This is a genomic window from Oceanispirochaeta sp., from assembly GCF_027859075.1.
In the GTDB taxonomy this organism is placed as follows: domain Bacteria; phylum Spirochaetota; class Spirochaetia; order DSM-2461; family DSM-2461; genus Oceanispirochaeta.
The window spans coordinates 13,230-38,565 of sequence record NZ_JAQIBL010000128.1; the positions used below are offsets into that span (position 1 = coordinate 13,230).

Consider the following 25,336-nt stretch of genomic DNA (forward strand, 5'->3'; position numbering starts at 1 on the left):
TGAAAAGCTGATGGATTTCTATGAATGAACTTATTGTATTCAGAAAACACGTGGTCGCCCGGCTCATTAACTTTTTATTTTTGATCCCCATTATTCTGGCCTATAGACCTCTTCTGGTTCGATTTAACCGTTCTGAGTTGATCTGGTATTCACTGGGGTTTTTACTCATCCTGATTATTATCATCATGAGCAACAGACGTCCTTATCTCTTCCTGGAAGAGAAAAAGCTGACTCTGAATCTGCATTACTACCAGAATCCAGAGGTTCATACCCTGGAAAGGATCACCCTGATTGAACCTCTGGGAAATCACTCCTGCCGCATCCATTCCCGAGATTTCAGACCAGTGCGGATCACTTTGAGTCCTCTTGATTTGAAGAGACTGTTTAAAACTCTTTCAGAAAGGAATATCAAGATTAAAAAAATATGAAACATACAGCCCTGCTCTTCTTTCTTTTTCTTTTTTTATCCTGCCGAGTTCAAACTATATCAACACCTACTCCAGAAGAACAACGACAGTATAATGACATACCCCGCAGAGGAATTGCCATCTTGTTAGACCAGGAAATTCAAAACGGCCGGAAAATCCTGATCTCAGGGAACAGCCAGGCACCGGAACAGTTTGAGCTTTTAAGGTATCTCCTTCCTGTGCTTCATGACCAGGACAGTCTCAACATCGGCTTCTGGTTTCTGGAAGGGAATAGTGACCAGGAGATATTGTCATATCTGAAAAACGATTCAGCCGCACTCAGTGAGTCGGAATTACTATTTAACACGGATCCCCTTCTCTGCGGATTTCAGGAATATGTCGACTTCTTGATTTATATGAGGGATTTCTATAACTCCCTTGATCATCAGGAAACTATGGTTATTACAAATTCCGATGAGGCCTCTGTATATTACTCCCTTTTCAGACCTGGTATTAAAAATTCTGATCGGACTCATTTTCTGATTCACAGCCCCATCCTGATGGAAAATAATAGAGTTGAACTACCCTTTAAAGGCCTACTCTATTTCCAGATGATCCATGAATGGCCCCTTGATCGATTCAGCGCCATAGAAATTAAAGATACACTGTTGGAAAATCGGTATCTGACAAGCAGTGATCAGGACCAGCACAGGACTGCTGGAATGAGGACAGATGTCCTGATCCTCCTCTATTACCCGACTTCCTATAAGCCCCTTTCCAGAATTGAAGGATTTATAAACGAAGAGAATATTTCAGAAGCCCTGAAGTCCTTTCCCGGACAGATCATTAGAAAAAAAGTCAAACCGGCCTCTTATCTTGTCAATAAGAAAGTAGAAAGGTTCCATAGGGCATTGAATAGAAAAATGAAAAATGAATATGAACAGATTCTGCAGATGGAACCTGTTCTGCAGGAATAGATCATTTTTTTAATATTTATTATACTAGGATCATTATGATACAAATCAACGAAAATTATACCAAATTACAGGCTTCCTACTTGTTTGTAGAGATTGCCAGAAAAGTAGCGGAATTCCAGAAAAATCATCCGGAAAAAGATATCATCAAAATGGGAATAGGCGATGTAACCAAGCCTCTTCCAGAAGCCTGTCTGAAGGCTTTTCACGATGGTGTTGATGAATTAGCTTCAGAAGCCAGCTTTAAGGGCTACGGTCCCGAGAAGGGATATGAGTTTTTGAGACAGGCTATTGCCGAAAATGATTTCCAGAGTCGTGGTGTCTCTATTACTGCCAATGATATTTTTGTCAGCGATGGAGCCAAATGTGATACAGGGAATTTCCAGGAATTGTTTTCCACATCCGCCTCCATTGCCATACCGGATCCAGTTTATCCGGTATATGTGGATACAAATGTCATGGCAGGACGCTCCGGAAAAGCTATGGGCGCCCGTTATGAAGGATTCAATTATCTTGAAGGATCCGAAGAGAATGGTTTTGTCCCGGGTCCTAAGGGAGTTAAAGCTGATTTGATCTATCTCTGCTATCCAAACAATCCGACAGGGGCCGTTGCCTCAAGAGCACAGCTTCAGGAATGGGTGGATTATGCCATTGCCAACAAGGCGCTCATTCTCTTTGATGCTGCATATGAGGCTTTTATCAGAGACCCTGAAATTCCCCACAGTATTTTTGAGATACCCGGGGCGGAGAAAGTGGCTGTTGAGTTTAGAAGCTTTTCCAAAACTGCCGGATTTACCGGAACCAGGTGTGCTTATACGGTTGTTCCATCTGCCTGCATCGTCTGGGATTCCGAAGGAAATGAATATTCACTTCAGAATCTTTGGAACAGGAGACACTCTACCAAATTTAATGGAGTATCCTATCCAGTACAGAAAGCAGCGGCGGCGATCTATTCTGAAGAAGGAAAGATTCAGGTTCGTGGTCTTATTGATTATTATCTGAATAATGCTTCCATTATCCTTAAAAAAATGAAAGAAGCCGGTTATTCCTGCACAGGAGGAGTCAATTCTCCCTATATTTGGGTGAATACCGGAAAAGACAGTTGGGAGACTTTTGATATGATCCTCAACAAGGCCGCCGTCGTATTAACTCCGGGTAGTGGTTTTGGACAATGCGGTGAAGGTTATATTCGCATCAGTGCCTTTAACAGTCTGGAGAATGTGATGCAGGCCATGGACAGGATTACACAGGCACTTAAGAATTAAAAAATTGAATTCTGAAAAGGGGGAAGATCATTTCGGGAGATCTTTTCCTTTTTCAGAAAAATGAATCCCATAATTTTTGTCGATTCCTGGTCAATTTCTGATGATTATCTACCGAAAATAATAATATACAAAAAAGAACATTGGACAGATATGAATGACTGTTGAAAATGAATCGGGAACAGAGAGTATTAAAGACAAGAGCAGACAAATATATTTCTCTCTCGTTACTTTATTCATTCTTTCTTCTATATTCCTGTTATACACACTCCTCTCACAGCAATTCAAACCTTATTTTCAGATTTCCCAGACCCTCTGTACTCTATGGCTGGGAACGATAATATTAAATCTTGATAGAAAGAAAGTGCTCGGTGACAAGGATATCATACGAGCCTGTCTGCCCTTAAATATAGTCTGTCCACTCCTCTTATTCTCTCTCAATACCTATCAGAACCTGATAGTTTACAATATAGTACTGGCTTTTTTTGCAGTTTATTTCCTTTTTTCATTTCCTATATCTCACAAAACCAATCTGATTTTTTATATTATTTTTACCATTGAGTACATTGTTGTCTCAATTTTTCATGGGATTTTCAGCCCTATAGAATTCATAAACTCCGGGGCTATCCTGTTAAATCTTCTCCTTTTGTCTCTGGGTGTGTCCCTGAGGCAAAGTAATCTGTACCGGGATGACCTGAATCACTGCCGTAGAAATTTAAACCAGCTTAAAAATTCTCAAGGTTCATCAGAGGAGGGAGATCCTATTCTGGGAATCTTCAGCAGGTCTGGGGGGATGAAAGTCCTGAAGCAGACTATGAAATGGGCCGAGCGTTATGAGATCCCCCTGACAGTCTGCTATATGGAATTAAACGGAAGCCGTGATGAGCATATAAATTCAATTACACGAGGCATTTTCAAGAGGATTAGAGAAACGGATACTCTTTTTCGTCTTGGTAAAGCCGAAATGCTGCTGATCCTGCCGGACTGTGAGAAAAACAATGCCCTGGATGTGATTAAACATATCAAAGAAACCCTGTCTACGACACCCTCGTATAAATTGCTTCACTACGGTCTAGCTGATTTTCAGTCTGAAATAATTCGCTCACCAAATGAGTTTATCATCATAGCCAACAAGGCCAGTGAAACAGCCTGATCTTCTGGATTAGATTTTCATAAAATATCTGCTTTTTTTTTTGTTAAAAGTGAATGATAATTAATTCCATGATATATAAAAGTGATTTTTCCAGTACAAAAATAATCGGTACAATCGGACCAGCCTGTGCTGATCCGGATGTTCTTAAAAAAATGATTGAAGCCGGAATGAATGTCGCCAGGGTAAACTGCTCCCATGGAGAACCCGGGGAACTCCTGAAAATTATTCAATATGTCAATAAAACCTCTGCTGAAATGGGCATTCATCTTCCCATTCTGGCGGATTTGAGTGGTCCCAAGATCAGATTGGGTAAACTTGAGCATGAAGTCCCTGTTAAAGAAGGGGATGAAATTATATTATGCAGCGATCCTGAAAATAAATCTCCCGGCAAATTCACAGCTGGGTATCCCGGTTTAGCCGATGATATCCGCCGGGGACACAAGATTCTCATCGATGATGGTTTGATACAGATGGAAGTCATCGAGGTGTCGGCTCCCGATATTAAATGCAGAGTGATGAATGATGGAATTCTCAAATCCCGGAAAGGGATAAATCTGCCGGGGGTTCCCATCAGTCTTTCTGCTCTCACCGAAAAGGACAGGAGAGATGTAGAGTTTTTAGCAACTGCCGAAGTTGACTACATTGCCCTCTCTTTTGTTCGTCGAAAAGAGGATATTCGGGAATTGAGAGCCCTCCTGAAATCAAAGGGCTGTCATCTTCCTATCATTGCAAAGGTTGAAAAACCTGAAGCTCTGGATGATCTGCAGGGTATCGTGGAAGAAGCAGATATTATTATGGTGGCCAGAGGAGATCTGGGGGTCGAGATTCCGACTGAAGACGTACCTGTTATTCAAAAACAAATAATTTCTTTATGCAATAGTGAAAACAAACCCGTTATTACTGCCACTCAGATGCTGGATTCCATGATCAGCAACCCCCGCCCCACTCGAGCAGAAGCCAGTGATGTTGCTAATGCTGTCTTTGATGGTACCGATGCTGTCATGTTGAGCGGAGAGACTTCTGTGGGATTGTATCCTCTGGAAACAGTTAAGATTATGAAAAAAATTGTAAAAACCGCAGAAAAAAACCTTTCAAGCGAACGGCTGGTAAGCCTCAGACGTAGAGAAAAATTGAAAACTCACGAAGCTTCTATATGTAATGCCGCCTGTATCATGGCTGAACAGGCAGCTGCTAAATTTATCATAGCCATTACCCGTTCAGGCAGGACTGCCCTGCTTCTCAGTCAATACAGAACCTCAGTCCCCATACTGGCCTTCACAGAGAGTGAAAAGACAATTCGCTACCTGAGTATCGTCTGGGGTGTTCGGGGCGAAAAAATCGAGAATGTGAGTGATACAGACAGTACTTTGAAACAGGCTCTGAGACTGGCAAAGGATCGAGGCTATGTGGCCGCGGGTGATACTGTGATTTATGCCACTGGTATACCCCTTTTGGAAAGCAACGCTACAAATATGATTAAAATAGAAAAGGTTTAGAAGAAATTATTGAATACTGCAATGTTAAAAAAGCAACTGAGAGTCTGGTTTATTCTTGATTTGGTGGCCGATTTCCTTACCGCACTTCCCCTTATGATCATTCCCGTTGCCTTTTTAAAGCTTCTGGGATGGTCTGTCGTTGATCCTGTTGCATCCAGGATATGCGCCGCCGCTTTATTCGGAATCGGTATTGAATCTTTTTTAGGTAGAAATTCAGATATTAAAACATTCATTGCTATGCTGAATCTTAAGATAATATGGTCAATGACAGCGATTGTCGGATTTATTATAAATCTGATGAATCATACTCATGGAAATCCTCCCGCTCTCTGGGCCTTTCTGATTATTTTTATACTCTTCCATGCTCTCTGGCTCTATTACAGAATCAAGCTCCATTCTGTACAAGATGAAATAACTCAATAGTGCAGTCTTTTTCTGAGCTTGATTCCCGTCTGCTCATTCATCCCATGATTCGGATCATCCTTTACTGTATCTGCGGAAAACAGTAAAAATGTAAATTCCATAGAGTGCTGTTGCTGTAACAGCAATGACTTTGAAGGATAATATGAGGGAGTACTTATCTCCCAGCCAACCCATTAAAGGGAAAAGCAATATCATAAGAAGACTGAACACCATGGATTGGTAAGAAAGGATGGTGGCCCGGAACTCTCCGGGTATCAATTTATTAATATAATCGCTGACCGTGACAATCAGAACTCCTTCAAGAGATCCGGTCAATATAAAAAACAAGGCTTTCCAGGAAGAAAGAGCCACACCCCAAAGAGAGAAAAGAAGAAGGACAGGCAGAAACAGCAGGAGACGGAATTCTCCGATCTTTTTGTCCAGTCCGGGCGCCGCCAATCCTGATAAACCGGCAATGATACACTGGGCCGCAAATACAATCCCCATATACCACTCACTGAACCCCTCGGATTTCCACCAGGTCTGAAGATAAAAATACTGACAGGTGGAGAAGACAAAGATTCCTTCAGTAAATACAATCAGATAAGCAATCCTGACTTCTTTTCTTATGACCAGAATGCTGTCTTTGCTCTGTTTGATCAGAGAATTAATTATTTTCAGAACAATCGAGCCACTTTGACTGTTCTCCTGTCTGTTAATAGGAGGCTCAACCATAAAGAAGGCATTGATGAGAGAAAAAATGGCGAGAGTGATAGTCGCTGTGAACACAATATTGTAATCTTTGGTGGCAAAATAGCCCCCGGATAAGAAGGCGATGATGGATGAAAGTTGAAAAATCAACTCCTTCCTGGACCTGATTCCCATAAAATTATTTTCTTTTTCAAGAGTAACAAGAGAATCATACACCAGAGCCTCTCCTGCTCCCGATTCGAGATTATAACTGATGGCAGTGAGAATAAATCCTGCGGCCTGAAAAACAAACTGATCGGAAAACCAGAGAAAGAATTGACTGGCAATAAAGAAGCCTCGTCCCATGACACGGCTGTTTTTCCGTCCCCAGAGGTCTGCCACGGCCCCTGTGGGGACTTCCATCAGAAAGGAGGTTATATGAAAGATTCCTTCCAAAAGGCCCAGCTCCAGCAAAGAAAAACCCTTCAGGCTCAGATATATCATCCAGAGAGCATGGAGTAGATTGAGGTTGGATAAAAATGTAAATGAATAATCAAGACCGATATTCCGGGATAAGCTGGTTTTCATAAAAAACTCCACATAAATAAGAAATAAAGCCATTCTCTATATCAGGAATGAGAACTTTGAAATCTGATTCTGTGGTTGTTCAAGCAGTTTCAGCTTATTTTAAACCATATTTGAATCGTATTTTTTTATCCTCTTTCAAAAGGATAAAATAGAGCCAAAAGTGAGATTCGAACTCACGACCTACGCTTTACGAGAGCGTTGCTCTACCCCTGAGCTATTTTGGCATGATCGTAGTTATTATACATAGAGACCCCAGAATATCAAGTTCAATTCTGAAAATTCAAAGACAAAAATAATGATCAAAAATTGACAGTTTCCTCATTTAATTCGATAATGTTTTTATAGGGGAAATAAGATGGATTCCAGCAACAGTAGAAAGTTTTACCGCGCCGATTTCAAGACACATGGGTATATACATTTAAGTGACGACGAACAGATTCCTTTCGAATTGATCAACATATCCCTCAAAGGCATACTCCTCAACATGAGCGACAGCTCTTTGCAGAAGGGTGAAGCCTATGATCTGAGGATTAAGCTGATGTCAACTGAGATTGAGATCAAAACAATTTCTGTTCTTGTTCACGAAGATGGTATTAAGAAAGGTTTTTTCTTCAGGGAAATCGATCTGGACAGTATGATTCATCTAAGAAGACTTCTTGAATTGAATGTACCCAATGAAGGTGAGATCGAAAAAGAACTTTCTTTTCTTAAAGATTATTCCTGACAATGGATAATCAGGACTCTTTCTTATCCTGATTACTCCTGCGGGATGATACAAATCTCTTGAAGTCATTAATATTTTTGACGATGATTCGTCCCTCATAAACTTCTACACGTCTTTGAGCGACAAAATGATCCAGAATTTTTCTACAATCCTCGGGAGACATGCCTGCCCAGTGAGCAATATCATCAATAGAGGAATGAAAGGTTCTCACTCCCTGGTTCTCTTCATCGGCTGGAATCTCCTCACCTTCAGAGAGCATAAGAAAAACATCCGCCACGCGGGCATGAACATCTTCCAATGTCAAAATCTGGAACCGTCTCTTCTGATCATAGATTCTTTTTGCGAAAAGTTTCAAAAGTTTCAGCGCAATCTGGGGGTTTCCCAACATGAGTATCTGAAAATTCTCTCTGTTGAACTCAAGTAGCTTAGTTTCTTCTGTGGCAATAATGGTTGCACTTCTGGGTGCTTCTTCCAACAGTGCCATTTCACCAAAAAATTCCCCGGGCTGAAGTATATCAATAGTTTTTTCGATGGCTCCGAAGATTTTGACAATCTTAACTTTTCCCGATTGAATCAGATAAAATGAATCACCCGGTTCATACTCACAAAATATGACGGCTCCGGCTTTAAATGTAACAGCAAATCGATTGAATACGGATAGATCTAAAGCCATCAGGAGCCCCCTAACTGTTCAAGAAGCAGTACTGCATCACGCTGTTCGGGACAGCCTTCATCCAGCAGCGAGGAGGATTTATTCAAAAAACTCTTAGCTTTTTCTTTGTCATCCAGCATGAGATATGATTTTCCAATATAATAAAGTGCTTCACCCATGCGGGAATGGGCAGGATTTCTTTTTAGAATATCCGTAAAATGTTTGATAGTTTCATTTCCTTTTTTCAGCCTGAACACACAGATACCAGCTTCAAAATCTGTCAGGATCTTTTGATCTGGATTTGACTTAGAAAGAATAATGAAGGCTTTTAAAGCTTCAACATAATTCCCCTTGTCTCTTAAGGCGAGGGCTTTTTCCATCGTATATTCAACTCGCGGAGCTGCGACAGGGGCAGAAGGGCCTGATTCGATAGAGTCCTTCCTGCTTTCTGCATATTCAATTTTCCGTCTGACTTCATCGACATAGCGCCCGGCGGGATAATAAATCAGATATCTGTTGAATGCATCGGCGGCTTGTAAATGCTTTTTATTATTAAAATAATACTCCCCTACCGAATACAGGCCTTTTTCGGCATCCACCTGCTCATCAACTGACATGAGGCTGCGAACCTGTTTATGTATCCTTCTGAGCTGGTTTGAAAATACTTTAAGCATTTTCATTATGATGCGGCTGTTGCTGGATAAGAGTTGTTCAAAATCATCTACTGTAAACTGAATGACCGTGGAGTTAACCATGACCACAGCCGTTTCATCATGGGGATATTTGCCAAAGGCAGCCTTGACTCCGAAAAATTCCCCGGTCTGGACATAGTCATGCATTTCCTGACCGGTTTGAATATCAAGATAATTCAGAGAGACCTGCCCTTTCTGCAGGATATATACGGATTCACCCTTATCACCCTTGAAGTAGACAATTGAGTTTGCTTTAAAAGATATGGCTTTTGGGGGCATTCCGGCTCCTGGCTCAAACTATTTTAGATATTAATTCTTAGGACTCCATAGTGTCAATCATTATTATAGGCAATAATGAAAGGACTCACAATAATAAATTAGGGTGAAAAGGTTTATTCTCATCTCTTGCATTTAGGGATTAAACTTTTTATTCTGTTTTTATGGTAGATCTTCATACTCATTCAACAGCATCTGACGGAACTTGTACACCATCGGAACTTCTCAGACAGGCATCAGAACTGGGCTTGACAGCCCTTGCTCTCACCGATCATGACACCCTGGACGGCCTGGAAGAGGCTCAGAAAGCCGCAGAGGCTCTGGGTATCCAGTTTATTCCCGGAATTGAACTGGAAATAAAACATCATCCCGGAGAGTTGCATCTTTTAGGACTTGCCATAACAGAATGGAAAGATTCAACACTTTCTGATTTTCTGGTTGAAGTAAGAAGTCACAGAAATAATAGGAATAGTAAAATGCTGGACCTTTTTCGGGATGAAGGCATTCATATCAGTGAAGAGGACTTGAAGAGTGCAGCAGGCGGGAGAATTATTGCCCGTCCGCATTTTGCAAAAATTCTTGTAGAAAGAAAGCTTGCCAAAAATATCAAGCAGGCTTTTGACCGTTTCCTTGGAGCAGGTCAAAAATTTTACCTTCCCAAAAAAGTCATGGTAATGGAACAGGCCATCGGTCTCATCCATGATGCCGGTGGTTATGCTGTTATTGCTCATCCTCTCTCTCTTTACCTGTCCTGGGGAAAACTTCCTGTCAGATTCAAGGAATGGAAAGAAATGGGACTGGATGGAGTGGAAGCCTGGCATTCGGGAGCTACGGAAAATCAGGCCACCCGTTTTGAAACGGTAGCCCGGGAATGCGGACTCTTTGTTACAGGTGGAAGCGATTATCACGGCGCCAACAGAAAAGACCGCTCTCTGGGAATGGGTGGAGGAAATAAACCGGTTCCGGATGAATTATTGGCAGCATTTAAATGAAGCACTTTTTAAACCTGCTCCTTATCATGGTGTCGTTTTCCCTATATGCCCAATATCCTCTTATTCATGAAACCTCCAGTTATAAGGACAAATTATTTAAACAACAGCAGAAAGAGACGGAGTCATGGTATTTTAATGAGGCTCGAGGGACTCCCCCACCGCCTTTGTCCATTTACAGATATAAACCCAGGGATGGAGATACCCTCATCATGCTTTCAGCAGCCTTCAACCTGCCTGTCGATACGGTAGCAACGATCAACGGTTTTGAGAATAATGCAGATTTTTCAATAGAAAATGAAATTCTTATTCCATCAGCACCTGGACTGTATCTTTATACGGAATCCCAGTCATCCTGGATGCTCTCTCTCAGAGAGGCTCTCGAGGATAAACAAAGTTTAACCATTATTCTGAATATTAAAAATGAGAAACATGAGGTTCAGTATTACCAGGGGCTGGCATTACCCTCCAGGCATAAAGCCAGGTTTGTGTTGCCTCTTTTTCTTTCTCCTCTGAATAAACGCATCATTACTTCGCCTTACGGCTACAGAAATCACCCTGTGACAGGAGAATGGGGACTGCATCGGGGGACTGATTACAGGGCTTCCCTGGACAGTCCCATCTTTTCCTGCGCCGACGGGACTGTTATATCTACAGGAGAATTTGAAGATTATGGAAAATTTATTATAATAAAACACAAGAACGGTTATACTAGCTTATATGGTCATTTGAACAAAATTCTGGTCATAAAAAACCAGAGGGTACTCGAAGGATTTCAAATAGCAGAATCTGGAAATACCGGAGTATCCACCGGTCCTCATCTGCACTTTGAAATCCGGAAAAATATTAAAACAGTTGATCCTGAGAATCTTCTTCTCAATGATAGGGAATGAGTGCTATGAAAAAAATATTACTTCTGTTTATGTATACAACATTAACATTCTCATTGACTGCCGAAAATATTCGGGGTCCTGTATCTGGAACTTTATCCCTCGGTGGAAATACCCGTATCAACACACGAATAGAAAATCTCTGCGGTATAGACCTGAAAAATATTTCCCCCCTCATCCAGGGCCTGAAGCTGACTGTTTTGGCGGACGATGAGATGGTTATATACCGGAACAGCTTTGCCTTGTATCTCTATAAAAATCTGGAAGGGGACTTTTCCGAGGAGAAAAGCAGCTACAATGGGACACAGGCGTTTATGCATTTTCTTACTTTTTCGGATTCCCTGAATGTGCTGATCCCTTTGGACAAGAACCATACCCTGTCACCAGACAGATTGTCCTATCTCCTCTCCGACACAGACAGCAGGGAGAACTTCCCCATGGTTCTCACGATTCTTCCTATCACAAAAGGAATACCAGACTCTGTCTATAATAAAGATATAACCATTGAGATGACTCCGGTTTTCTTCAATAAAGGTTCTTTAGATCTCCATGTATTAAACGACAGGGGTGAAGAACTCCAGGATGGAATAAGGATCAGCATTGACAATAAAAGCTATGACTGGCCCGGAGGTCCCTACATTCTGGGAGCAGGTCTTCATAATCTTGATATCAGAACAGACGAGGGAAACGAAGATTCCCTCTCCTTCACTCTCAAGGCAGGACAAACCCTCAGCCTTGATCATGTCCTCCAATATCAGCTTCCCCTGCTGACCATTGAGACCATTGCTGGTTTATCCGTTTATCTGGATGAACGTCTTCTGACACCCCCGGAATTGGATGAATCAATTGAAATTCAGCCTGGAAGCCACAGTATCCGCTTTGAACTTGGGAATTTCAGAATCAGCCGTGACTTTAATGCAGAAATGGAGCAGAAAATGACCATAACAATGGTTCCTGAGATTCTTATGGATTTCCGCTGAAAACAGGTCTCTCAAAATATCCTGTCATCTTGACAAAGTATTGAGTGGCACGTACTTTTAAGTCTATGATTTTTTCGGGTAACAGAAAACTAATTCTGATAATACTATTGTCCCTCCTGGTTCTTATCACCGCTGGTGTCGGGATCAGTGCGGGCCTCGTGGTGGCTACAAATTTCAACATCATGAATATGGAGAATTTCGGTGAGGATAATCCTGCATTACCTTCCCAGATTCTGGATATAAACGGAAACCTGATCACCGAATTCTTTTCGGATGAGAAACGTGAAATCGTCTCCATAAAAGACCTTCCAGAAAGCCTCATCTATGCTCTTATTACAAGAGAAGACGGGGATTTCTTCAAACATAACGGCTTTTCTCTTTATGGAACACTCAGAGCTGGTTTCAAGATCATTACCGGGCAGTATTTTTCAGGTGGCAGTACTCTGACACAACAGCTGGCTGGTCACCTTTATGCAGACAGAAGTGATATCTCGGTAACACGGAAGCTTAAAGAGCTCTGGTGGTCTTTTCAGCTGGAAAGACAGCTGACAAAATATGAGATCATGGAACTCTACATCAACAAGATGCCCTTCGGTCATAATACTTATGGTGTGGAAGCAGCCTCCAAATTTTATTTTGATCATTCAGCCGAAGAAAATACTGTGGCTGAATCGGTCATGCTGGTTATACAGCTTGTCCGGCCGGGACTGTACTCGCCCATTCGTTTTCCTGAAAAGGCAAAAATAGTCCAGACCGAAATTGTCAATCAGATGGTAAACAGAGGCTATTTAAGCCCAGAAGATGCCCAATTAACATTAATTGATTACTGGACAAACAAATATGACTGGTCCAGAGACAATAAAACGACTGCATTCTTTGCCCGTGAAGATAAGGCTCCCTGGTTCAGTGAATATATCCGTTCTCAGCTGGATGAAATGCTCTTAGGCAAGCAGGATATCTACAGAGACGGGTACATCGTTCATACGACACTGAATCTTGACTTTCAGCAGAAGGCGGATGAACTGACCATCAAGGGGCTGGCACGCTGGAATAAGTCTTACCAGGAAAGCACCGGTAACAGAATGGATATTGTGGATGATGTATACGTTCCCATCATAGATCTCCTGTCCCTGACCATGAATATTGAAGATATCCGGATAGCCGGCTCACAGGACAAAAAACGAGCGAAAGAGGATTTTAAAAACAGTGTAAATCCCACCATGGATATGCTCTCGATGATGTTCGGAATGGAAGAACTCAAATCTCTGAGTCAGTTCATATATGGTGACAACAGAATGAAAAACCAGCAGTCAACGGTACAAACTGCTATGATTACCCTGGATAACGAGACCGGCTACATTCTGGCCATGGTCGGAGGGAGTGAGTTTAACCGATCCAATCAGTTTAACCGCGCTGTTGACGGTGAGCTGATGCCGGGATCATCCTTCAAGCCCCTCTACTATTCTGCTGCCATCTCATCCAGGAAATTTACACCTGCCACCCGTATCTATGACGGCCCCAAAGTCTTCTGGAATCCTGACGGATCATCCTACACCCCCATGAACTATAAAGGTGAATGGATAGGAAATGTTCTTCTGAGGGATGCCCTTGCCAATTCGATGAATGTTCCGGCCATCACAGTACTTGACGGGATTGGTTTTGAATCGGCCATCAGCCGGGCGGCACGTTTGTTGGGATATACAGACCCACAGGAGATTGGAAGACGCTTCCCCAGGGTCTATCCACTGGGATTGGGCGTTATTACAGTCAGTCCTCTGCGCATGGCAAAGGCCTATGCCACATTCCCGAATCAGGGGAGAGGCGTAGAACCTCTTGCCATCCGTTATGTGGAAGACAGAAATGGAAATATCATTCTCAATCCTGAACGGGATCTTAGAAATCAGCAGAAAAAAGAAGACCTCCAGATCATGTCAGCGGAAGAAGCCTATATAATGGTAGACCTACTCCATACAACCACAATGAGTGGAACATTGAGCCACCTGCCCCGTTATGTAGAAGGTTTTGACAGAATGCCCATGGGTGGCAAGACAGGAACCACTCAAAACTGGGCGGATGCATGGACGGCAGGATTTTCTCCTTATTACACGACGGTCATGTGGGCGGGTTTTGATCAGGGAGGAAGCACCCTGGGAGTTAATCAGACAGGTGCAACAGCAACCGGTTGGATCTGGGGTGAATACATGTCCTATATAAACAGCAGAGTGCCTGTCAAAGGGTTCACGAAACCCAGTTCCGGTCTGGTTGAAATGGATGTCTGTGATCTCTCAGGTATGGTTCCTACAGACCTTTGTCCCCGTACCCGGCATGAAATATTTTTGGCAGGTACCCAGCCCACAACATACTGTCCTATCCATGCCTTTGAAAAGACAAGGGATGAGGCTCTGACGCAAAAATATCTGAATGATGTTTCATCTGCCCTTATTTCTGCTCCTGGAGTAGAACTCCTGCAGGACCCATACTCAGACAAGAACACATCCGGTTTTGAAGAGATTGATGACAATATGATTGATTTTCTTCTGAATGATCCCTTTTCAGATCATCAGAATTCTGGAACCGAAAATACCTATCTTCTGGACTGACTTTATTGATAGTTTCAAAGAAGCCAAAAAATGCTGACCCCCTTGCTACTGAAGGACAAGGATGGATCAGCATTTTTTTAAGAACTTTGACTGATTGAAAATCAAATATCCCAGATGTCCTCAAAAGAATGACTCTTCTCACAGTATTTACAGACAAATCTTGAATCCTTTGACCTTAGAAAATATGTATTTACATGCTGATGTTTCTCGGGATGGGAGATGCAGTTTTCATTTTTACAGGAAATCTCTTCAAAATTATATATCTGAGGGGGCATATGGAGTCTGAACTTTTCCAGTACTGATTCATCTTTGATGATATTCAAGGTACATTCCGGAGCAATCGCAGCCAGTTTCTTGATTTCGGTGTCACTGAGTTCCAGGATATCCGGAAGAGAAATAATACCCTTGTAGACAGTTCTATCATTTGAATGAAAAACTCCATGAGAACTTCTGCAGTTTAATTTTAGGATTCTTCTGATTTTATCAATCTGATTCCAAATGGTTTCCAGGTCCTCACCGGAGCCGATATGATCAATGACGATGCCTGAATTGACGGGTTTAATTCCCACTTTGTAGTGGTCTTCCACATGAGATTTCCTGGTAAGGGGAACCTTTTCTATGAAGTTCTTCTCTTTCTTATGACTCTCCAGTCCCAGACCGTCAAAGTCAGATCCGACCTTTCCTCCCACCATGGCAATCTCGATGGTTCGTGTAAAAAAACCATTAACACTCTGTTCATCCCACCCGTTATAGCTTGTATGGTCTAAAAAATCAGGAATAACAGGATAGACTTTATGACGCGGCAGGGGATGGTAGAATTTGGAGTTTGCCGGGATTTTATCCAAAAATTCTTTTCTAAAAGTCACTGCGGTTCTCAACTGAGGCTCTTTTTCTTTAACCTTGTCTCCCATCCTTTCAAGCTGCAGCCTGGTAAAATACCAGATATCCGCCACATCATCCTGATTGAGATAGTCTTCTATTGTTTCAAATATTCTAAGATCAAATCCGTTATCAATCATGCGGCGTTCATAGTAATCCGGCATGGCCAGTTCTGGAGGTGCAACAAGATCGACCCGGACCTTCTTGAATATCTTCAGTCCGTCGACCTTGGAGTGAGCAGTACGCCCATGGTACAGATCTCCCGTCAAGACAATGTGAATTTCATCATTGTCCCAGTCTTTTTTTTCAAGAAAGGTGAACTCATCCAGGAACTCTTGAGTAGGATGTTCATGCTTTCCATCTCCGCCATTTAGAAATGCCGCCTTGTCATAGGACATTTTATGGGCATATTCTCCCAGTTCTTCCTCCAGAAAATGGCAGACCCCTTCTTCTCCGGTGCGCATAATAAACAGAGATCGTTTGCTGTAACCAAAGAGCATTTTTATGGTATCGGAAAAGCTTTCCTGTTTTGTACAAGAGGATGTCCCGGGGTCAAAAACATTTAACTTGATATCATGAAACTGGACGGCATTTCTGAATGATTCTTTAGTTCGGGTGCTGTTCTCCATAAAAATCAGATAAGCCGACATGTCGGGGTCAGAGATTCTGAACTCAGACACATCTTCATTGCTCAGATACTTCTTCTTTAGCTGGGCTGTCTTTCTATATAAGTACAGCTGTTCGTCCCTAGATAGGTCATTGACCACTGCGATGGTTCTGCCTGCAAAGACACTCTTCATATGCTTTCCATACCTCGTTATTCTGTAATTTCTATTTCTTTCAGACTGGATACAGAGAGCGCCTTGACTCCTCCGGATACGCTTTGAACAAGGACGCGGTCTTCAATAAAAACCAGACCCGTATCGGGATGAACATTCAGGGAGCTGAGCTGCAATAATTTCAGTGACTGGGAATACATACCCACAGACCAGTTCTGACCATTGCGGCTAATCATAAATAGATTATTCCCCTGTGTCCATATAGAACTTCCCGGATAAATCTCGGTCTCCCCTTCTTTTAGAATTTCCAGGGTGCCATGATCAAGGAGCAGGGCTTTAACCCGAGTTCTATCGTCATTTTTTCCGGCGATGACAATGATTCCCTCACTGCTGTCTTTATAGTTCGTTCCCCGGATGCTGTTCAATTCTGATTGCTTCAGAGGCACTCCGTCCTTTGTGACCTTCCAGAGACTTCCAAAACTCGCTGGATCTCCCGATTTATCAACCAGAATGAACCAGAAGCCTTCCGGTTCGGGGATGGCTTCACTAGACAAGACGGTCCCCGTTGCCCTGGTCTCTTCCTTGAGCAGAAGGTTCTCATCACTGGCGATCTCTTCCCGCATTTCGACAACTTCCTGCTGCTCCTTCTTTATCTCTTTTTCCTGTTCCTGAACAGTCTTCTTCTCTTCTTCAACGGCCTTCTTCTTTTCTTCCAGTTGTTCTACTTCCTGTTGAAGAACTTTTTCTTGAATGGATTCAGGTTCTGCTTTTTTCAATTCCTCTTTTTTTGTTTCAAACTCTAGAGTGACTTCCTTTTCTTTTTCGACAACAGCCTTCTTTTCCTCATCCAGGACTTCCTGCCTCTTGTCGAGATCCTCTTCCCTGATCTCGACCATTTCCCGACGGCTGTCCAAGGCCTTGTCATCTTCCTTCTGCATCTCTTCAATCACTTCAGGAGTCGAGATTAAGGAAGTATCAAGAGAGCTTTGCAGGGTTGCATCTCCAGATTTAAGTGGGATTATGATTCTGGATTTTCCGGCCCATACAGAATAATGTGTGGAAAGTCCGGCATTCCCGGCATTAATATTTAGGAGGACACCAGGTTTATATCGGCTTGAAAAATGTTCCAGATTTTTATAATACACAGCATTGTAATAGGTCACAAACTCGGCAAGAACGTCGGCATTACTCAGGGAATAATCAAAAGTATTTTGTAAATAAGCCGAAAGTATGAAACGGAGATTCCTGATATGGTCCACCCCCGCATCCGGCAGTATCACCAGGATATCTGCATCCAGACCCTCGGGGATCTCCGGCTGGTAAGAGCGGATGATCCTGGATTTATTACTCCAGCTGACTTCATTTCCATCTGATGTTGCCAGGAAAGATCCAATCCCGCGTATCTCTTCCCGAGTGCTGAACTCCGTGACGGGTCCGACATAATTTTCAAAAATGATTTCACCACTTTTATTCCCTATGCTTCGGAGCTCTTCTTCAGAAACTGTTTGAGCATAGGCAACAGTCATGGAAATTAGAATGAAATTTATAAAAAGGGCAGTTTTTTTCAAGGAAAGCCTCCAAAAACAGATATATCCTTAGGGATATAAGTTCTATTATAGAAATAATTCTTTGAAAATTCAGCTTGTTTTTTTAAAATGACTTCAACTCTGTCCGAATCAGCATCATAAGGGAACCATTTGGATTCTTTTGCTGTAATTCTGTGTAGAAGTTCATCATTTTCAGAATGGCCCGTCCCCCGTTGTACCGGGCTAATAGAGAGGCATTCCTGACAGCGCCCAGAAGTACATTTGAATCACGGGGAAACCGGTCTGCTGATTTTTGAAGGCAAACCATGCTCCTGCCGTCAACATCCAGACCTATCCGTCCTAATCCATCCATAATGAGTGCTATATTCTGGGGGGATTGTTCCTGTTCTGATAAAAATAGAAGGGTTTCTCTGCTTTTCAGATTACCCCAGCGGCAGAGGATATTATAAATTCTATACCGGCTGTACTCATCCAGACTCTCCCTGTAAACATCGGAACTGACTACATAACTGTCTGATAATATTTCCTGAAAGACGAGATCATAGTCTGATTCCATCCGGATGAGTTCCTGAAAACTTTTCACAGATTCATATGTTTTAAGAATTTGAGAGAGAAACTGGGAATCAATCTGCAGCAGCGGCAATAAGGGGCTGCCTGATTTCTCCTTGAATCGGGACAGCCTCTGAGATTGACCCGGCAGTATATTGATGCTTCTGGATCTTCCGGGATTTGATCCTGACTGATAATAGGGATGATAGGCGTCTTCACCGGCTTCCATGGCTTCCATAAACCAGTCCTTTCTGCCCGAAATGATCTTATTTTCATAACTGACCAGGATATGATCTTCAGGATATAGTGTTCCCGGAGGCAGAACTGTTTCCGCAGGACTCAGTTCAAGAGTATCCATATCAACCAGGTTCCAGGAACCATCGGGTTTTTGCCAGTAAAGATAGGGATCCAGAAACAGAAGATGAAGGGGCGCTTCTTTTATTTGACCTGCCAACTCTCCATCCGTGTAATACACGGTGGTAGAATCGTGACCTATTACTAAAATTCTATCATAGAGGGCATAGAGATTCACGGCAGAGATGTCAACGGTTTTCTTCCAGACGAAACGTCCTGTTCTATCAAGACACATAAGAGTACGAGAATCACTCATCAGATAAATTGTGCCATAGGAATCGACAGCAGGAGGAAGGACTGGTGCGCTCTCGAGGGGAAAACGCCAGAGTTCCCTCCCCCCCGGGCTCACCGATATGAGTTCATTTTCACTTGATAAGATCAGGATACTGCTATCGGGAGACACGATGGTAAAGTCTTTTAACTTTCTTCCAGGCCTGAAACGCCAGTATTCTTTACCGGAAACACTGTCCAGGCAATGAAGAGCCCTGTCATCGGCAGTACTGTAGATCCTACCGTCCCGTCCCTGTGCCGGAGGAGTTGTTAGTACACCGGCTATGGCTGTTTCCCAGGCGACTCCTTCTGATAGATATGAAAAAAAAATAAAGATCAGAAAGAATAAATACCTCAGTCTTTTCTAAACCGTAGGACAGTTTCCATATGATTAGTCTGAGGATAAAAATCAAACCCCCGGGCAGCCTCAATTTTGTATCCTCCGGCAAGAAGGTCCTTTGTATCCCTGGCTTGAGTCACAGGATCACAGGAGACATAGACCAGCTGAGGAACATTCATCTTAAGAATAAATGATCGCACACTGGGTGACAGTCCCGTCCTGGGAGGATCAACAACGATTAAATCAGCAGATTTTCCTGATTTTTTATTCAGCCAATCCTCCAGGGACATTCCATAATAGTCATATTGATATCCTGCCATATTCTGTTTGTAGAAGGATTCAGTTTTCGGGTTGAGTTCAATCGCTGTTATAGAGGAAAAGTGGTCTCTCATAAATACCGAAAAAAGGCCGACACCGCTATACAGATCCATTCCGTGGTTTCCCGAATATCCACCGAGACTGAAATCAAGGAGTTCCGGTAACAGGGATAGATTACTCTGAAAAAACAGATCCGTTCTAAAATGGACGGGAATACCCTTTATATGAACTTTGATATTTTCCAGAATGGAATCCCTGTAGAATTGATCACCCACACCGAAAAAGGTCTCTCGATCTTGATTTATTCCTTCTTCCCGGGAGAGAAAAACATTAAGAGACTCTGTCAGAACCGGACAATGATTTACGGGAATGACTCTATCAGAAGAACGAGTCTTAAAACCGCAGCCCCTTTCAGCTTTATGAAATTGAACTCTGTTTCGAAATCCTTTGGGTTTTGAGGGAACAAAATGAAAATCATTGGATAAATCGACAGCTGCCAACCTTTTGAAATGCTCCCGCACAAAAGATTCTTTTAAGCTCAACTGACGGTCATAGGACAGATGCTGCAAATTACAACCACCGCAACGGTCATAGAAGGAACAAAATGGGATGACTCTGTCCTTTGAGGGTTGGAGAATTTGAAGAACTTGCCCACGGGAGAATTTTTTCCCCTCACTCACCATCTTGAAATTTATGATCTCATTCTCAAGCACAGAAGGGATAAAGACAACTTTGCCATCCATTCGAACGAGTCCATCCCCACCGGGCACTATTTTTTCGACACAGACTTTATGGTATTCTTTTAGATTAGCTGAAATTGAATCTGAATAGTGACTTTTCATTTTATCCATATTGTAATATTATAATTTTGGTCCTGATATTTTATCCACGGAATAATAAATGAGCAAAATTAACGAGAATTATAAACAGAAAGTAGCGAGTATCCCGACAATAAGAAGGCTACCATCCTATCTGAATCTTGTAAAGCGAGCCTCTCATGAGGGTTTCGAGATCATCTCGGCAACAAAAATTGCCAAAGAGCTGGATCTTGAACCCATTCAGGTCCGTAAGGATTTGGCAGTAACGGGCATCATCGGCAAACCAAGGATCGGATATATTGTGGATGAATTATCCCAGGCGATTCAGTCTTTTCTGAATTGGGATAAAAATCACAAAGCCATCATCGTCGGATCCGGAAACCTTGGCTCCGCTTTGATGAAATATGGAGAATTAAAAATCCATGGCCTCACGATTGTTGGTATTGCTGATGCCAGTCCTGAAAAAATCGGCAGTGAAAAGAACGGTATCATCATTTCAGATGTTCAAAAGCTTGACGCATTGGTAAATCTGACCGGTGCTACCATGATTATTCTGACTGTTCCTCCGTCTGAAGCCCAGAATGTAGCCGAGATTATCGATGAGACAACCATTAAGGCCATCTGGAATTTTACCAATGTCAAACTGAGAGTCTCTGAAAGAATTCTTGTTTTGATGGAAGATTTATCCTCGGGATTTGCGGTTTTATCTTTTCACCTTCATTTTTATAAGGAAAATGAATCCGAATGAATCAATCTTTCTAAAATGATTGAAAGAGTATGAGTTATTGTCTCAGAATATAAAATAGGATTTAACTCATATTTAATTTGCATTCTCCTCTTCCACTGATTATTTTTGAATGATGAATGATATTCTAAAAGTAGTTAATCTTAAAAAAAGCTATGCTTCTGTTGAGGCTGTCAAAGGAATTGATCTTTCAATCCGCCAGGGCAGTTGTTTTGGTCTATTAGGACCCAATGGGGCCGGAAAAACGACCAGCATAGAGATAATGGAAGGGATCATCCCTCCTGACAGTGGTGAAATACTATTCCGGGGAAAACCAATTGACAAGCATTTCAAACAAAAGGTGGGGATACAGTTTCAAAGTACATCCCTTCCTGAGTTTATAACCGTCAAGGAAACACTGGAACTTTTTAGAAGTTTTTATCCTGCTCCCCGGGAAATGGATGATTTGATTGAGATCTGTTCACTCCAGGATATTCTGGACAGAGACAACAGAAAACTATCCGGAGGCCAGCGACAGCGGATGCTCCTGGCCCTGGCCATCATTCCCCGACCGGAAATAGTCTTTTTAGATGAACCCACAACTGGTCTGGATCCTCAAGCCCGGCGGAACTTCTGGGATTTAATCGAAAATATCAAAAAAGAAAATGCAACAGTCCTGCTGACGACTCACTACATGGATGAAGCTCAAAGGCTATGCGATACAATCGCCATCATGGACAAAGGGATCATACTGGAATGTGCACCACCCGAAGAGTTATTGGATAAACACTTTGAAGGAGTTCTTGTCAGAGTCCCCCACCACGGAAAAATCTCTGGAACTTTACCGGAAGGCGGTATTATAGTCGGGGATAATCTTGAAATTCAGACGATTGTACTGGACGAAACACTCAAAGATCTTCAGAAATGCTCCTGGAACCTTATGGGACTGTCTATACACAAACCTAATCTGGAAGACCTGTTTATTAAACTGACAGGTTCGTCCCTACGCAGCTGAAGGAGCCGATAATGAAACAATTCAGAGCCATGGTTAAGGCCAGAACAATGGAATTTGTCAGAGATAAAGGGACATTTTACTGGAATATTCTTTTTCCTCTGGTCCTTGTCTTTGGTTTTTCCTTTGCCTTTTCATCAGGAAACAATACTCTCTTCAAGATCGGTTTGATCGGTCCTGTTCCTACAGAACAGGAATTTAACTTTTTAGGCATCAGTCAGATTGAATTTATAGAATATGACATGGATCATTCTGAACAGGAAGATCTGATCAAAAAAGTAAGGCATCATCAACTGGATATGATAATAGACTTTGAACAGAATGCTTATTATATAAATAAAGAGGGAGAAAATGCAGAGGTTCTCCAACTCTTAGCGTCCTTGAACCCGGAGTCAGGTCTCAGTCTGAATAATTTTAAGCGGGAAGAACTGACAGGCAAGGCGATTCGCTATGTGGATTGGCTGGTTCCCGGAGTCATTGGAATGAATATGCTTTTCAGCTGCCTCTTCGGAGTGGGATTCGTCATTGTCCGCTATAGAAAAAATGGCGTTTTAAAAAGACTAAAGGCTACTCCTGTCACTTCTCTTAATTTTATTTTGGCCCAGATGGCATCCCGCTTTTTGATTGTTCTAACGACATCGGTCGTTGTTTTTGCAGGGACCAATATTTTTCTCCGCTTTATGATGTTAGGATCCTACTTGAATCTGATTCTGATAACAGCCCTTGCCATCTTCTGTATGATCGCCCTGGGACTTGTATTTGCAGCAAGAATCAAGAGTGAAGAACTGGCAAGCGGACTGATGAACCTTGTAACATTTCCCATGATAATCTTATCTGGAGTCTTTTTCTCCCTGGAAGGATCACCTGAGATCCTTCAAAAGATTTCCAAGCTCCTCCCGTTGACTCATTTTATTGATGGGGCTCGAAAAATCATGCTGGAGGGAGCTGGAATTGTCGTCATTGCACCTCAATTGCTGATTCTCACAGGAATGACACTGCTCTTCCTGGCCATTGCCGCCTTGACTTTTAAATGGGATTGAAGGCTTTGTTAGAATAAAAAAGGTCCCTTACGGGACCTTTTTTTATTGGGAAATCAAGTGCTTAGATTGTCATCCTTTCATGCTTACCACCATACATCCGATCTCTCATTGCCCTGACATCATCACTGTCAAGGTAATCTTCAAAAGTCATTTTACGGTCAATGACTCCACCGGGAGTAAACTCGATAATTCTGTTGGCTACCGTATTGATAAACTGATGGTCATGGCTGCTGAATATAACAATGCCATTGAATTTAATCAGTCCGTCATTGAGGGATGTAATGGATTCAAGGTCCAGGTGAGCCGTGGGATCATCCAGGACAATGACATTGGATTTACTGAGCATCATTCTTGAAAGCATACAGCGGACTTTTTCACCTCCCGAAAGAACCTTCACTTTTTTAAGTGATTCATCACCGGAAAAAAGCATCCTTCCCAGAAATCCTCTGACATAAGAATCATCCTGTTCCTCCGAATACTTACGGAGCCATTCAGTCATATTTTCATCAGTATCAAAAAAACCGGTATTATCTTTAGGGAAATATGATTGAGAAGTGGTGACACCCCAATTAAAATCACCTGTATCAGGTTTCAGATTGCCCATTATAATTTCCATAAAGGCTGATTTCGCCTGGTTATTAGGGCCGACAAAACCGATTTTGTCTCCATTATCAACGGTGAGATCCCAATTCTTGAAAAGTGTCTCGCCATCAACGGTCTTACTGATATTTTTTAATTCCAGAATGATTGTACCCGGCTCCCGGTCTGGTTCAAAACCGACATAAGGGAAACGCCTTGAAGTTTTAGGCAGTTCGTTTATTTCCAGTTTATCCAGTTCTTTTTTACGGGAAGTGGCTTGTTTGGATTTTGAGGCATTCGCTGAAAACCTCTGGATAAATGCTTTCAGTTCATCCGCTTTGGCTTCCTGTTTTTTAGCCTGATCCTTACGCTGATTTGCAGATAACTGACTAGCCTGCTGCCAGAACATATAGTTTCCGGCATAGATCTGAATCTGGTTATAATCAATGTCGGCGATATGAGTACAGACCTTATTGAGGAAGTGCCTGTCATGGGAAACCACAATGACCGTATTCTTGAAACCATAGAGAAAGTTTTCCAGCCAGCGGATGGATTCTATATCCAGGTGGTTGGTTGGCTCATCCAAGAGGAGAATATCAGGATTTCCGAAGATTGCCTGGGCTAAGAGGATTCGGACCTTGAGTGTATCATCCACATCCTTCATCAGTTTTGAATGCATCTCTTCTGTTACACCCAGACCAGCCAAAAGAGTGGCCGCCTCACTTTCGGCTTCCCATCCATTCAGATCAGCAAAATCACCTTCCAGTATGGAGGCTCTCATACCATCGGCATCGGAGAAATCTTCTTTCAAATATATATTATCTTTTTCCACCATCACCTCATGCAGCTTCTTGTGTCCCATGATGACTGTGTTTAAGACTGAATGTTCATTGAATGCGTAATGATCCTGTGCAAGAACAGCAAGTCGTTCTCCCGGAGGAATAATCACATCTCCTGAATCCTGATCTATTTCACCAGACAGAATTTTTAGAAATGTTGATTTTCCGGAACCATTGGCACCGATAAGACCATAGCAGTTTCCGGGAGTGAATTTTATATTCACTTCCTTGAACAGAAATCTCTTACCGAAAGAGAGAGTTATATTACTTGCCGTTATCAAAAGAATCTCCTGTAATTTTTTTAGATTTTTTAAAGTTTTTCGCCTTGAAACTTAGAGGTAAAGTTATTTAAAGTCAATAGTTAAAGGATATACAGAAGAATCATTTTCAGGATAGACAATCTCCCGGGATTCACATATTCCTGATTAATAAAATAGGGTCTTCTGTAACACAGAAGACCCCAAACACAAATATGCTTTAAAGGAATAAAATTAACAATTTCATTTCCCTTAA

At 42.2% G+C, this 25,336-nt stretch carries 22 protein-coding genes and 1 tRNA gene; 14 read left to right on the forward strand and 9 right to left on the reverse strand.

The window, feature by feature from the left end; translation table 11 throughout:
• Nucleotides 1-20: 20 nt before the first annotated feature.
• The 6 genes from PF479_RS07295 (at nucleotide 21) to PF479_RS07320 (ending at nucleotide 5,715) form a co-directional block, all read left to right on the forward strand.
• The gene (locus PF479_RS07295; protein WP_298004230.1) at nucleotides 21-428 is read left to right on the forward strand and encodes a hypothetical protein; all 408 of its coding nucleotides are present in this window, start codon (nucleotides 21-23) and stop codon (nucleotides 426-428) included.
• Nucleotides 425-1,384, forward strand: a complete 960-nt coding sequence (locus PF479_RS07300) for a hypothetical protein (RefSeq protein WP_298004233.1) — start codon at nucleotides 425-427, stop codon at nucleotides 1,382-1,384. Before PF479_RS07295 ends, PF479_RS07300 begins: the two co-directional genes overlap by 4 nt.
• Before the next feature lie 35 nt (nucleotides 1,385-1,419).
• Nucleotides 1,420-2,646: an LL-diaminopimelate aminotransferase gene (locus tag PF479_RS07305; RefSeq protein WP_298004237.1), complete on the forward strand. Its 1,227-nt coding sequence runs from the start codon at nucleotides 1,420-1,422 to the stop codon at nucleotides 2,644-2,646.
• A gap of 154 nt (nucleotides 2,647-2,800) precedes the next feature.
• The gene (locus PF479_RS07310; RefSeq protein WP_298004239.1) at nucleotides 2,801-3,796 is read left to right on the forward strand and encodes a GGDEF domain-containing protein; all 996 of its coding nucleotides are present in this window, start codon (nucleotides 2,801-2,803) and stop codon (nucleotides 3,794-3,796) included.
• Between the two features lie 68 nt (nucleotides 3,797-3,864).
• The gene (gene pyk / locus PF479_RS07315; RefSeq protein WP_298004242.1) at nucleotides 3,865-5,292 is read left to right on the forward strand and encodes a pyruvate kinase; all 1,428 of its coding nucleotides are present in this window, start codon (nucleotides 3,865-3,867) and stop codon (nucleotides 5,290-5,292) included.
• 9 nt (nucleotides 5,293-5,301) lie between these two features.
• Nucleotides 5,302-5,715: a hypothetical protein gene (locus PF479_RS07320; RefSeq protein WP_298004244.1), complete on the forward strand. Its 414-nt coding sequence runs from the start codon at nucleotides 5,302-5,304 to the stop codon at nucleotides 5,713-5,715.
• A 54-nt stretch (nucleotides 5,716-5,769) separates the two neighbouring features.
• Here PF479_RS07320 and PF479_RS07325 read toward each other — a convergent pair whose 3' ends face one another.
• Complete coding sequence (locus PF479_RS07325) at nucleotides 5,770-6,972, reverse strand: MFS transporter (protein WP_298004248.1); 1,203 nt, start codon at nucleotides 6,970-6,972, stop codon at nucleotides 5,770-5,772.
• A 152-nt stretch (nucleotides 6,973-7,124) separates the two neighbouring features.
• Nucleotides 7,125-7,196, reverse strand: a tRNA-Thr gene (locus PF479_RS07330).
• 131 nt (nucleotides 7,197-7,327) lie between these two features.
• Here PF479_RS07330 and PF479_RS07335 point away from each other — a divergent pair.
• Nucleotides 7,328-7,696: a PilZ domain-containing protein gene (locus PF479_RS07335; protein WP_298004251.1), complete on the forward strand. Its 369-nt coding sequence runs from the start codon at nucleotides 7,328-7,330 to the stop codon at nucleotides 7,694-7,696.
• 10 nt (nucleotides 7,697-7,706) lie between these two features.
• Here the strand turns inward: PF479_RS07335 and PF479_RS07340 are convergent, their stop codons facing one another.
• Together PF479_RS07340 and PF479_RS07345 are read right to left on the reverse strand one after the other, a co-directional pair.
• Entirely contained in the window at nucleotides 7,707-8,369 is a 663-nt protein-coding gene (locus PF479_RS07340) for a Crp/Fnr family transcriptional regulator (protein ID WP_298004254.1), read from the reverse strand.
• Nucleotides 8,369-9,319, reverse strand: coding sequence for a cyclic nucleotide-binding domain-containing protein (locus tag PF479_RS07345; protein WP_298004257.1), 951 nt, complete (start codon nucleotides 9,317-9,319; stop codon nucleotides 8,369-8,371). The genes PF479_RS07340 and PF479_RS07345 overlap by 1 nt, the downstream gene beginning before the upstream one ends.
• A 161-nt stretch (nucleotides 9,320-9,480) precedes the next feature.
• Between PF479_RS07345 and PF479_RS07350 the strand changes: the two genes are divergently transcribed.
• The 4 genes from PF479_RS07350 to PF479_RS07365 are packed head-to-tail and all read left to right on the forward strand — an operon-like array spanning nucleotide 9,481 to nucleotide 14,775.
• Nucleotides 9,481-10,308, forward strand: a complete 828-nt coding sequence (locus PF479_RS07350) for a PHP domain-containing protein (protein ID WP_298004260.1) — start codon at nucleotides 9,481-9,483, stop codon at nucleotides 10,306-10,308.
• Complete coding sequence (locus PF479_RS07355; protein ID WP_298004263.1) at nucleotides 10,305-11,198, forward strand: M23 family metallopeptidase; 894 nt, start codon at nucleotides 10,305-10,307, stop codon at nucleotides 11,196-11,198. The genes PF479_RS07350 and PF479_RS07355 overlap by 4 nt, the downstream gene beginning before the upstream one ends.
• A 5-nt stretch (nucleotides 11,199-11,203) precedes the next feature.
• Nucleotides 11,204-12,175 (forward strand): hypothetical protein, encoded by a 972-nt coding sequence (locus tag PF479_RS07360; RefSeq protein WP_298004265.1) that lies wholly within the window; start codon nucleotides 11,204-11,206, stop codon nucleotides 12,173-12,175.
• A gap of 44 nt (nucleotides 12,176-12,219) precedes the next feature.
• On the forward strand, nucleotides 12,220-14,775 hold the full coding sequence (locus PF479_RS07365) for a penicillin-binding protein 1A (protein WP_298004267.1): 2,556 nt from the start codon (nucleotides 12,220-12,222) through the stop codon (nucleotides 14,773-14,775).
• Nucleotides 14,776-14,876: 101 nt separating this feature from the next.
• On the opposite strand, the gene pyrB is transcribed toward PF479_RS07365, so the two are convergent.
• The 4 genes from pyrB to PF479_RS07385 all read right to left on the reverse strand — a co-directional run bounded on the left by pyrB (nucleotide 14,877) and on the right by PF479_RS07385 (nucleotide 20,662).
• Entirely contained in the window at nucleotides 14,877-16,454 is a 1,578-nt protein-coding gene (pyrB, locus tag PF479_RS07370) for an aspartate carbamoyltransferase (protein ID WP_298004270.1), read from the reverse strand.
• Nucleotides 16,455-16,471: 17 nt separating this feature from the next.
• Nucleotides 16,472-18,001, reverse strand: a complete 1,530-nt coding sequence (locus tag PF479_RS07375) for a P83/100 family protein (RefSeq protein ID WP_298004272.1) — start codon at nucleotides 17,999-18,001, stop codon at nucleotides 16,472-16,474.
• Between the two features lie 82 nt (nucleotides 18,002-18,083).
• Entirely contained in the window at nucleotides 18,084-19,232 is a 1,149-nt protein-coding gene (locus tag PF479_RS07380; RefSeq protein ID WP_298004275.1) for a PQQ-binding-like beta-propeller repeat protein, read from the reverse strand.
• Between the two features lie 275 nt (nucleotides 19,233-19,507).
• Nucleotides 19,508-20,662 carry a hypothetical protein gene (locus PF479_RS07385; protein ID WP_298004278.1) on the reverse strand — a complete coding sequence of 385 codons (1,155 nt, stop codon included), beginning with the start codon at nucleotides 20,660-20,662 and terminating at the stop codon, nucleotides 19,508-19,510.
• A gap of 49 nt (nucleotides 20,663-20,711) precedes the next feature.
• On the opposite strand from PF479_RS07385, the gene PF479_RS07390 reads away from it, so the two are divergent.
• The 3 genes from PF479_RS07390 to PF479_RS07400 all read left to right on the forward strand — a co-directional run bounded on the left by PF479_RS07390 (nucleotide 20,712) and on the right by PF479_RS07400 (nucleotide 23,405).
• Nucleotides 20,712-21,377 (forward strand): redox-sensing transcriptional repressor Rex, encoded by a 666-nt coding sequence (locus tag PF479_RS07390; protein WP_298004280.1) that lies wholly within the window; start codon nucleotides 20,712-20,714, stop codon nucleotides 21,375-21,377.
• A gap of 109 nt (nucleotides 21,378-21,486) precedes the next feature.
• Nucleotides 21,487-22,368: an ABC transporter ATP-binding protein gene (locus PF479_RS07395; RefSeq protein WP_298004282.1), complete on the forward strand. Its 882-nt coding sequence runs from the start codon at nucleotides 21,487-21,489 to the stop codon at nucleotides 22,366-22,368.
• An 11-nt stretch (nucleotides 22,369-22,379) separates the two neighbouring features.
• The gene (locus tag PF479_RS07400) at nucleotides 22,380-23,405 is read left to right on the forward strand and encodes an ABC transporter permease (protein WP_298004285.1); all 1,026 of its coding nucleotides are present in this window, start codon (nucleotides 22,380-22,382) and stop codon (nucleotides 23,403-23,405) included.
• Nucleotides 23,406-23,466: 61 nt separating this feature from the next.
• On the opposite strand, the gene PF479_RS07405 is transcribed toward PF479_RS07400, so the two are convergent.
• Nucleotides 23,467-25,104, reverse strand: coding sequence for an ABC-F family ATP-binding cassette domain-containing protein (locus PF479_RS07405; RefSeq protein ID WP_298004288.1), 1,638 nt, complete (start codon nucleotides 25,102-25,104; stop codon nucleotides 23,467-23,469).
• Between the last annotated feature and the right edge of the window lie 232 nt (nucleotides 25,105-25,336).

Bases quoted from the DNA above. Each gene is read 5' to 3' on its own strand.
- PF479_RS07310 (WP_298004239.1), top strand. From the start codon at position 2,801: ATGACTGTTGAAAATGAATCGGGAACAGAGAGTATTAAAGACAAGAGC.
- PF479_RS07340 (WP_298004254.1), bottom strand. From the start codon at position 8,369: ATGGCTTTAGATCTATCCGTATTCAATCGATTTGCTGTTACATTTAAA.
- PF479_RS07350 (WP_298004260.1), top strand. From the start codon at position 9,481: ATGGTAGATCTTCATACTCATTCAACAGCATCTGACGGAACTTGTACA.
- PF479_RS07335 (WP_298004251.1), top strand. From the start codon at position 7,328: ATGGATTCCAGCAACAGTAGAAAGTTTTACCGCGCCGATTTCAAGACA.
- PF479_RS07390 (WP_298004280.1), top strand. From the start codon at position 20,712: ATGAGCAAAATTAACGAGAATTATAAACAGAAAGTAGCGAGTATCCCG.
- PF479_RS07385 (WP_298004278.1), bottom strand. From the start codon at position 20,662: ATGGATAAAATGAAAAGTCACTATTCAGATTCAATTTCAGCTAATCTA.
- PF479_RS07345 (WP_298004257.1), bottom strand. From the start codon at position 9,319: ATGCCCCCAAAAGCCATATCTTTTAAAGCAAACTCAATTGTCTACTTC.
- pyrB (WP_298004270.1), bottom strand. From the start codon at position 16,454: ATGAAGAGTGTCTTTGCAGGCAGAACCATCGCAGTGGTCAATGACCTA.
- PF479_RS07395 (WP_298004282.1), top strand. From the start codon at position 21,487: ATGATGAATGATATTCTAAAAGTAGTTAATCTTAAAAAAAGCTATGCT.
- PF479_RS07400 (WP_298004285.1), top strand. From the start codon at position 22,380: ATGAAACAATTCAGAGCCATGGTTAAGGCCAGAACAATGGAATTTGTC.
- pyk (WP_298004242.1), top strand. From the start codon at position 3,865: ATGATATATAAAAGTGATTTTTCCAGTACAAAAATAATCGGTACAATC.
- PF479_RS07305 (WP_298004237.1), top strand. From the start codon at position 1,420: ATGATACAAATCAACGAAAATTATACCAAATTACAGGCTTCCTACTTG.
- PF479_RS07295 (WP_298004230.1), top strand. From the start codon at position 21: ATGAATGAACTTATTGTATTCAGAAAACACGTGGTCGCCCGGCTCATT.
- PF479_RS07360 (WP_298004265.1), top strand. From the start codon at position 11,204: ATGAAAAAAATATTACTTCTGTTTATGTATACAACATTAACATTCTCA.
- PF479_RS07300 (WP_298004233.1), top strand. From the start codon at position 425: ATGAAACATACAGCCCTGCTCTTCTTTCTTTTTCTTTTTTTATCCTGC.
- PF479_RS07325 (WP_298004248.1), bottom strand. From the start codon at position 6,972: ATGAAAACCAGCTTATCCCGGAATATCGGTCTTGATTATTCATTTACA.
- PF479_RS07355 (WP_298004263.1), top strand. From the start codon at position 10,305: ATGAAGCACTTTTTAAACCTGCTCCTTATCATGGTGTCGTTTTCCCTA.